The sequence below is a fragment of the Staphylococcus sp. HMSC62B09 genome (assembly GCF_001839115.1).
Lineage (GTDB): Bacteria > Bacillota > Bacilli > Staphylococcales > Staphylococcaceae > Staphylococcus > Staphylococcus haemolyticus.
Window position 1 is genome coordinate 57482 of record NZ_KV840154.1, and the last position, 9425, is coordinate 66906.

The 9425-nt window shown below is 31.6% G+C and carries 8 protein-coding genes; all 8 read left to right on the forward strand.

The annotated features are described in order from the left end of the window. Positions 1-285: 285 nt before the first annotated feature. The 8 genes from ahrC (at position 286) to HMPREF3265_RS09665 (ending at position 8906) form a co-directional block, all read left to right on the forward strand. Positions 286-738 carry a transcriptional regulator AhrC/ArgR gene (gene ahrC, locus HMPREF3265_RS09630; protein WP_037550574.1) on the forward strand — a complete coding sequence of 151 codons (453 nt, stop codon included), beginning with the start codon at positions 286-288 and terminating at the stop codon, positions 736-738. Between the two features lie 15 nt (positions 739-753). Then, positions 754-2439 (forward strand): DNA repair protein RecN, encoded by a 1686-nt coding sequence (gene recN, locus HMPREF3265_RS09635; RefSeq protein WP_070861539.1) that lies wholly within the window; start codon positions 754-756, stop codon positions 2437-2439. Positions 2440-2615: 176 nt separating this feature from the next. Beyond that, complete coding sequence (gene lpdA, locus HMPREF3265_RS09640) at positions 2616-4040, forward strand: dihydrolipoyl dehydrogenase (protein ID WP_070861540.1); 1425 nt, start codon at positions 2616-2618, stop codon at positions 4038-4040. Between the two features lie 17 nt (positions 4041-4057). After that, the gene (locus HMPREF3265_RS09645; protein WP_070861541.1) at positions 4058-5059 is read left to right on the forward strand and encodes a thiamine pyrophosphate-dependent dehydrogenase E1 component subunit alpha; all 1002 of its coding nucleotides are present in this window, start codon (positions 4058-4060) and stop codon (positions 5057-5059) included. Continuing rightward, complete coding sequence (locus HMPREF3265_RS09650) at positions 5052-6035, forward strand: alpha-ketoacid dehydrogenase subunit beta (protein ID WP_070442873.1); 984 nt, start codon at positions 5052-5054, stop codon at positions 6033-6035. The genes HMPREF3265_RS09645 and HMPREF3265_RS09650 overlap by 8 nt, the downstream gene beginning before the upstream one ends. A 12-nt stretch (positions 6036-6047) precedes the next feature. Then, a complete protein-coding gene (locus tag HMPREF3265_RS09655) occupies positions 6048-7376 on the forward strand; it encodes a dihydrolipoamide acetyltransferase family protein (RefSeq protein WP_070581628.1) in 1329 nt (442 codons plus the stop codon). 102 nt (positions 7377-7478) lie between these two features. Then, positions 7479-7916, forward strand: a complete 438-nt coding sequence (gene brxB / locus HMPREF3265_RS09660; RefSeq protein WP_070861543.1) for a bacilliredoxin BrxB — start codon at positions 7479-7481, stop codon at positions 7914-7916. A 12-nt stretch (positions 7917-7928) separates the two neighbouring features. After that, complete coding sequence (locus tag HMPREF3265_RS09665; RefSeq protein ID WP_037550558.1) at positions 7929-8906, forward strand: aromatic acid exporter family protein; 978 nt, start codon at positions 7929-7931, stop codon at positions 8904-8906. The last annotated feature ends 519 nt before the right edge of the window (positions 8907-9425 follow it).

Consider the following 9425-nt stretch of genomic DNA (forward strand, 5'->3'; position numbering starts at 1 on the left):
ATTAACCCTTCAAAGCTACTGTTTAAAAACTGGCGTTGAAGGGTGTTTTAGTACACTATTTTAAATTGTGGTATTACATTTATATCCTAATTTTAGTTTACATATTTATTTATTCGTTTATACATTTTTTCAATACAAATTAACTAATTGTACCTATTAGTATTTAATTAAAACAATTTACGATTATTGAGTTATCAGTTAAGTATGCATAATAACAATAGTAGTAGTAAAAAAAATGATGTGTTAAAATTATTGTATAATTATTCGAAAATAGGAGTGTTCATAATGGCAAAAAAATCTGTGAGACACATAAAGATTAGAGAAATTATCTCAAGCGAACAAATAGAAACTCAAGACGAACTAGTAAAACGTCTTAATGAATACGACCTTAATGTTACGCAAGCTACCGTATCACGTGATATTAAAGAATTACAGTTAATCAAAGTTCCTGCAACATCAGGTCAGTATGTATATAGCTTGCCTAATGATCGAAAATACCATCCATTAGAAAAATTGGGTCGTTATCTCATGGACTCATTTGTGAATATAGAAGGTACAGGTAATCTACTCGTCTTAAAAACCTTACCTGGTAACGCTCAATCTATTGGCGCTATACTAGACCAAATCGATTGGGATGAAGTTCTCGGTACTATATGTGGTGATGATACTTGCCTTTTAATTTGTAAAGATGAAGACGCAAGTAATACAATTAAAACAAGAATTTTCAATTTATTATAAGGATGCGATGAATTCATGTTACAAACCTTATCAATAAAACAATTTGCAATTATTGATGAATTAGAAATTCATTTTTCAGATGGATTAACAGTTCTAAGTGGTGAAACGGGTTCAGGTAAATCAATCATCATAGATGCGATTGGCCAGTTAATTGGAATGCGTGCATCATCAGATTATGTTCGACATGGTGAAAAGAAAGCGATTATTGAAGGTATATTTGATATAGATGAAAATAAAGATGTTATTCATATACTTCATAATCTTGATATAGAAATCGACGAGGACTTCTTATTAGTAAAAAGAGAAATATTTAGCACTGGTAAAAGTATTTGTAGATTGAATAATCAAATTGTTACGCTTCAAGATTTGCGAAAAGTTATGCAAGAACTATTAGATATTCATGGTCAACATGAAACACAGACACTTCTTAAACAGAAGTATCATTTAAAATTATTAGATGATTATGCAGAAGACAAGTATTTATCAACTAAAGAAAAATATCAAAATGTGTTTAATCAATATAAAAGTAAAACAAAGGAATTAGAAGAATTAGAGTCTGCAGACCAAGCATTACTTCAACGTTTGGATTTAATGAAATTTCAATATGAAGAATTAGAAGAAGCTTCTTTAAAAGAGGGCGAAATTGAGCAATTAGAAGTCGATATACGTAGAATTCAAAATTCCGAAAAACTAAGCATGGCGCTTAATAATGCGCATGTCACCTTGACTGATGAGCATGCAATTACAGATAGACTATATGAATTAAGTAATCATTTACAATCTATAGATGATATTTTGCCTGATAAATTTAGTAAATTAAAAGAGGATATTGATCAATTTTATTACACGCTTGAAGATGCTAAGCACGAGTTATATGATGAAATGTCAAACACTGAATTTGATGAGCAAATGCTTAATGAGCTAGAATCACGAATGAATTTATTAAACAATCTTAAAAGGAAATATGGCAAAGACATTTATGAATTAATTACATACAAAGATAAGCTTCAAAATGAAATAGCCAAAATCGAAAATTATGAAGAAAGTACATCACAATTACGTGAGGAAATTAGTCAATTATATAATGAAGTGATGTCAAAAGGCAAAGTGTTATCTAGAGAGCGTCGTTCAGTAGCTCGAACATTAAGAGATCATATCGTTTCTGAAATACAAAATTTACAAATGAAAGATGCTAATTTAGAAATTTCATTCCAATTATTAGATAAACCAACAATTGATGGTATAGAATTTGTAGAGTTTTTAATCAGTCCTAATAAAGGGGAACCACTCAAAAGTTTAAATAAAATTGCATCTGGCGGTGAGTTGTCTCGTATTATGCTAGCCCTAAAAAGTATTTTTGTACAATCAAGGGGACAAACTGCAATTTTATTTGATGAGGTAGATTCAGGAGTGTCAGGACAAGCTGCTCAAAAAATGGCTGAAAAAATGAGAGATATAGCTGAATATATTCAAGTAATATGTATTTCGCACTTACCACAAGTTGCATCTATGAGTAATCATCATTTATTAATTAGTAAAGCATCCAATGATGATCGTACAACAACTCAAGTTAAAGAATTAGAAAATGATGATAAAATTGATGAAATCGCACGAATGATTTCTGGTGCTAGTGTTACTAAATTAACTAAAGAAAATGCAAAAGAAATGATTAGCCAAAATCAAAGAAAAAGTAGTAAGTAATTCATTGAATTTATTAATATTTATAATTGCTGTAAAATAAATATTAACATTATAAAATGAATATTTTAATTTTATATGTAACCTACTCATTGAGTTACTAAATTCATTTAAAATTTAAAGTCACTTACAGATTAACGTTATTAAATCCAATCGCAAAGCAAGTTAGGAGTAAAATTATGAGTGAAAAGCAATATGACCTAGTCATCTTAGGTGGAGGAACCGCTGGTTATGTAGCGGCAATTCGAGCATCACAATTAGGTAAAAAAGTAGCTATAGTAGAGAAATCTTTGTTGGGTGGCACTTGTCTTCACAAAGGATGTATTCCTACAAAAGCTTTATTAAAATCTGCTGAAATTTTAAGAACAGTTAAAGATTCAGTTCATTTTGGAGTGAATGTTGGTCAATATTCATTTGACTTAAAATCTATGATGAAACGTAAAGACAAAATTGTTAATCAAATGCATCAAGGTATTGAAAGTTTAATGCAGAAAAATCACATAGATATATTTAATGGCAAAGGTAGAATTATGGGGACATCTATTTTCTCACCTCAAAGTGGTACCATTTCAGTTGAATATGATAATGGAGAATCTGAATTATTACCTAATCAGAATGTATTGATAGCTACAGGTTCACTACCAACTCAATTACCATTCTTGCCTTTCAATCACAATACAGTTCTATCTAGTAATGACATATTGCAATTCACAGATTTACCTGCAAGCATAGCAATCATTGGCGGTGGAGTGATAGGTCTTGAATTTGCTTCTTTATTAATTGACTTAGGTGTAAATGTTAGTGTGATAGAGGCTGGCGAACGAATCTTGTCTAATGAGAGTGCTCAAATTGCAAATTTTCTAAAAACATCACTTATAGCAAGAGGAGTAACGTTCTATGAAAATTGCGCTTTAAATGAATCTGCAGTTACAGTCAACTCTAATTCTGTAACTATACAAGTAAATAAAGATAAAACTATAGAAGTAGAAAAAGTTTTAGTATCAATTGGTCGCAAGCCTAATATTGATGATATAGGATTAAATAATACTAAAATTAAAATTGATGATAACGGTAATATACTTGTTAATGACTTTTTACAAACCGAAGATAAGCATATTTATGCTGCAGGTGATTGCATAGGTAAGCTTCAATTAGCACATGTATCTTCTAAAGAGGCAATACTTGCTGTTGAACACATGTTTAATGGCAATGGCCTACCTCTAAATTATGACAAGATGCCGAAATGCATATATACACACCCAGAAGTTGCTTCAATTGGTTACAATAAAGAATCAGCCGAAGCCAAAAACATTAAAACCAAATCATTTAAAGTAAGCTTTAATGCAATTGGTAAAGCAGTTATAGAGGAAACTACTAATGACAGAGGATTTTGTGAAATGATAATTAATGATGAAACTAATGAAATTATCGGTATTAATATGATAGGTCCTCAGGTTACTGAATTAATCAACGAAGCCTCTTTATTGCAATTTATGAATGGTTCAGCAATTGAGTTAGGTCTGACAACACATGCACATCCTTCTATATCAGAAGTACTTATGGAATTGGGATTGAAAGTAGAAAATAGAGCAATAAACATTTAACAGGAGGAACATAAAAGATGATTGATTATAAATCTGTCGGACTTTCAGAAGAAGACCTTAAAGAAATCTATAAATGGATGGATTTAGGTAGAAAAGTAGATGAACGATTATGGTTATTAAACCGCGCAGGTAAAATTCCATTTGTTGTTAGTGGACAAGGACAAGAGGCTACACAAATAGGAATGGCATACGCTATGAAAGAAGGAGATATTTCATCTCCATATTATAGAGATTTAGCATTTGTTACTTTTATGGGGATTTCTCCATATGATACAATGCTAGCTTCATTTGGAAAAAAAGATGATATTAATTCTGGAGGAAAACAAATGCCCTCCCATTTTAGTCATCGTGAAAAGGGCATATTATCACAAAGTTCTCCAGTTGCTACACAAATACCACATTCAGTTGGAGCTGCATTAGCTTTAAAAATGGATAAAAAACCAAATATTGCTATGGCAACTGTCGGTGAGGGAAGTTCAAATCAAGGAGATTTTCATGAGGGTTTAAACTTTGCAGGCGTTCATAAATTACCATTTGTTTGTGTCATCATCAATAATAAATATGCGATATCTGTGCCTAATACATTACAATACGCCGCAGAAAAACTTTCTGATAGAGCCTTAGGATATGGCATATATGGTGAGACAGTAGATGGGGATGATCCGATAGCAATGTATAAAGCTATGAAAGATGCTAGAGAACGTGCACTAAATGGTGAGGGTGCCACTCTAATTGAAGCTATAACACATCGTATGACACCACATTCTTCAGATGATGATGATACATATCGTACGAAAAAAGAAAGAGAAGCATTAAAAACTTTTGATTGTAACCTTAAATTTAAAGATTATTTATTAGAAAAAGAGATTATTAATCAAGAATGGTTAGACAATATAGAGCAAGAGCATAAAGAAATTATTAATAAAGCCACTAAAGATGCAGAAAAAGCGCCATATCCATCTGTAGAAGAAACATATCAATTTGTTTATGACCTAGAAGGAGGTATGGGCAATGAGTAAAATGAGTTATATTGAAGCAATACAACAAGCGCAAGACCTAGCCATGGAACATGATAATAACGTATTTATATTAGGTGAAGATGTAGGACGTAAAGGTGGCGTTTTTGGTGCAACTAGAGGTCTTCAAGACAAATATGGTGTTGAAAGAGTAATAGATACACCTTTGGCTGAATCTAATATTGTAGGGACTGCTATTGGAGCAGCAATGATTGGTAAACGACCAATTGCAGAAATTCAATTCGCAGATTTTATACTTCCAGCAGTTAATCAAATTATTAGTGAAGCAGCTAAAATGCGCTATCGTTCAAATAATGACTGGCAATGTCCTATCACAATCAGAGCACCCTTTGGTGGTGGGGTACATGGTGGTTTATATCATTCTCAAAGTATCGAGAGCATCTTTGCGTCTACACCGGGGCTAACTATTGTCATACCTTCATCTCCTTATGATGCTAAAGGATTATTATTATCCTCTATTGAGTCAAATGATCCAGTATTATTCTTTGAACATAAAAAAGCATATCGCTTCTTGAAAGAAGAAGTGCCAGAAGATTATTATACAGTTCCTCTTGGAAAAGCTGATGTAAAACGTGAAGGGAATGACATAACTGTATTTACATATGGTTTGTGTGTAAATTATTGTATGCAAGCTGCTGATATTTTAGCAGCAGATGGTATTAGTGTTGAAATAGTTGATTTGAGAACTGTTTATCCTCTAGATAAAGAAACAATTATTGAACGTGCTAAAATGAATGGCAAGATTTTATTAGTAACAGAAGATAATCTTGAGGGCAGTGTCATGTCAGAAGTCTCTGCAATCATAGCTGAAAACTGTTTATTTGAACTTGATGCACCTATTATGAGATTAGCTGGACCAGATGTTCCTTCAATGCCATTTTCTCCTAATCTTGAAAATGAAGTTATGATGAATCCTGATAAAATCTTAGAAAAAATGCGAGAACTTGCACAATTTTAAGGAGGAAAAGTTATGGATATAAAAATGCCAAAACTAGGCGAAAGTGTTCATGAAGGTACTATTGAGCAATGGCTTATTTCAGTGGGTGACTATGTTGATGAATATGAACCCTTATGTGAAGTAATTACTGATAAAGTAACTGCTGAAGTACCTTCAACTGTTTCTGGTACTATCACTGAAATTTTAGTTTCAGAAGGTGAAACCGTTCAAATAGATCATGTTATTTGTAAAATTGAAACTTCTGAAACAGATAATTCTACCAACACTAAAAATATCGATATTGAAACCGTTAAGGATTCAACAAATTTAAATATAAATGGTAATGATACTTTAACAGTCGAAACGTCAGCATCGGCTTCAAAAAATACTTCTGATAAAGAAGTTCATCATTCTGTTAAAACAAATGCACATACACAAGCATCTTTACTTAATAACGGTCGATATTCACCAGTAGTTTTTAAAATTGCATCTGAAAATGATATTGATTTATCATTAGTTCCTGGCACAGGTTTCGAAGGACGTGTGACTAAAAAAGATATTGAAAATTATATTAATTCAAGTCATCAGGAACCTGAAATAAATAACAATTCACAATCTAGTTTTGAACATACGAAATCCAACGTGGATTCTAATCAGAGTCAAATTGGTCAATCTATACCAGTCAAAGGTGTTCGTAAAGCAATAGCTCAAAACATGGTGACAAGTGTAACTGAAATCCCACATGGTTGGATGATGCTTGAAGTTGATGCAACTAACTTAGTTAAAACTAGAAATCATCATAAAAATTCGTTCAAACAGAACGAAGGTTATAATTTAACTTTCTTTGCATTCTTTGTAAAAGCGGTTGCAGAAGCATTAAAATCAAACCCACTATTAAATAGTAGCTGGGATGGAGAAGAAATTATTCTTCATAAAGATATTAATATTTCAATTGCTGTAGCAGATGAAGATAAATTATATGTTCCTGTTATTAAACACGCTGATGAAAAATCAATCAAAGGTATTGCTAGAGAGATAAATGAACTAGCACTTAAAGCAAGAAACAAACAATTATCCCAAGAAGATATGTCTGGTGGAACATTTACCGTTAATAATACCGGTACATTTGGATCCGTTTCATCAATGGGAATTATAAATCATCCACAAGCAGCGATTTTACAAGTAGAATCTATTGTAAAAAAACCAGTAGTTATTGATGATATGATTGCAATTAGAAGCATGGTTAATTTGTGTATTTCGATTGATCATAGAATACTTGATGGTGTTCAAACAGGGCGCTTCATGTCTCAAGTTAAAGAACGTATTGAACAATTCACAATAGAAAATACAAGTATTTACTAGTTTAAAATGATATATCATATTCCATGGACAAGCTGTTTGAACTCTAACACTTATATTTAGTAGAATAGCATTGAATAAATAAAAGATTGAAAGGTGATTAAAATGGATTTAAATTTTGATTTATATATGAACGGCGTGGTTGAACAAGCTCGTAATGAAATTGAAAATGCGGGATATGAACAATTAACAACTGCAGATGAAGTTGACAAAGTATTACAACAAAATGGTACTTCATTAGTAATGGTTAATTCAGTTTGTGGATGTGCGGGAGGAATTGCACGTCCAGCAGCATCACATGCATTACACTATGATAAACTACCTGATAGACTTGTTACAGTATTTGCTGGACAAGATAAAGCGGCTACACAACAGGCTAGAGACTATTTTGAGGGTTACGCACCTTCAAGTCCATCATTTGCATTAATTAAAGATGGTAAAATCACTGAAATGATTGAACGTCATCAAATTGAAGGCCATGATGTAATGGATGTTATTAATCAGTTACAAGGCCTATTTGATAAATATTGCGACGAAAGATAAGAGGATTTACTAATGTTAAAGTTAAATCCTTATAAGATTGGATTAAGAACACTTAAAACAGCAGTAGGTATCACATTAGGTGTTATTTTAGCTAAATGGATGGGGCTTGATAATTATGCATCAAGTGCTATCCTCATTGTATTATGTATTAAACATACTAAAGTTCACTCAGTACAAGCTATCGTATCAAGATTTGTCTCTTGTATACTAATTCTACTGTTTGGTTCATTGGTTTTTAGCTTATTAGGTCAGAATGCGCTTGTTTTGGGATTAATTGTATTATTATTTATTCCGATAACTGTTATGTTGAAAGTTCAAGAGGGTGTTGTAACTAGTTGTGTTATATTATTACATGTTTTCAATGCAACTACGATTAATTTACATTTAATCATTAATGAATTACTCTTATTAACTATTGGACTAGGAATCGCATTCATTATGAATTTAATTATGCCAAGTTTAGACAAAACATTAGTTTCTTTTAAGAAAGATATAGAAAAAGGCTTTAAAGAAATCTTTATGACATATAGCGAAGCTTGTTCAAATTATAATAATGATCTTACTTTATCTTTCGAAAAACTCCAATTAGACATTCGAAAGGCCAAATCTATCGCATTTAGAGATGTTAAAAATCATTTTATTAGAAATGAAAATTCATATTATCACTATTTTGATATGAGACAAGAACAACTTGAATTATTGCGTAGAATTAAACCGTTATTAAATCAAGTCACTGTCGATGATCCATTACTGACTGATGTATCTCATTTAATGTCAGAAATTGGTAATAACGTAAATAGTAATGATTATACTGCTTTACGATTACATTCACTGTATGAAATCCGTTTATCACTAGACGAATTACCACTTCCTAAATCTCATCAATCTTTAAAATCACGTTCAAGTATGATGCAAATATTAAATGAACTAGAAAAGTATTTAAACATTAAATCTCAATTTGGATCACTACGGTTACACAATGAAATATAATTAGTGATTAAATAAAAAAAGGCTGGTACATAATTCCTAGCAAAATAGCCAGTAAATGAGTTTTTATAAATTCATTTACTGGCTTCTTTATTTACAATACTTCGTATTCTTGGCTCGCTTTCTTAGGGGACAGCTTCAGCCTGTAGTCTTCAGCTTGTCCTGTTCCCTCAAGAGTCTCGCCAAAATACTTTTTATTTATATGTAATTTTACATTCAAACACTTAAAAAATAAGGCACTTTCGTATAATTGAATAAACTTCATTAAACTAAATTAACGAGGTGCCTTATGTATAGGGATTATAACATGACTCGACTTACTCTACCAATGGAAACTTCAGTTCTTATCCCAATAAATGGTAACATGTAAATGATATTGTTGAATCAATCCCTAAGACCGAATTCGATGAATTCATTTGTCCGAACAATAAAAGATTAGGATTCAAAAGATATGCCTATCGTCATGATAAGAATGGTTTTAAACGAGGCTTTAAATTATATGAATGTGATGATTGTTCAGAA

What these genes read in the sequence shown, in the direction of transcription:
- ahrC (WP_037550574.1), top strand. Translation starts at nt 286, where the DNA reads ATGGCAAAAAAATCTGTGAGACACATAAAGATTAGAGAAATTATCTCA.
- recN (WP_070861539.1), top strand. Translation starts at nt 754, where the DNA reads ATGTTACAAACCTTATCAATAAAACAATTTGCAATTATTGATGAATTA.
- lpdA (WP_070861540.1), top strand. Translation starts at nt 2,616, where the DNA reads ATGAGTGAAAAGCAATATGACCTAGTCATCTTAGGTGGAGGAACCGCT.
- HMPREF3265_RS09645 (WP_070861541.1), top strand. Translation starts at nt 4,058, where the DNA reads ATGATTGATTATAAATCTGTCGGACTTTCAGAAGAAGACCTTAAAGAA.
- HMPREF3265_RS09650 (WP_070442873.1), top strand. Translation starts at nt 5,052, where the DNA reads ATGAGTAAAATGAGTTATATTGAAGCAATACAACAAGCGCAAGACCTA.
- HMPREF3265_RS09655 (WP_070581628.1), top strand. Translation starts at nt 6,048, where the DNA reads ATGGATATAAAAATGCCAAAACTAGGCGAAAGTGTTCATGAAGGTACT.
- brxB (WP_070861543.1), top strand. Translation starts at nt 7,479, where the DNA reads ATGGATTTAAATTTTGATTTATATATGAACGGCGTGGTTGAACAAGCT.
- HMPREF3265_RS09665 (WP_037550558.1), top strand. Translation starts at nt 7,929, where the DNA reads ATGTTAAAGTTAAATCCTTATAAGATTGGATTAAGAACACTTAAAACA.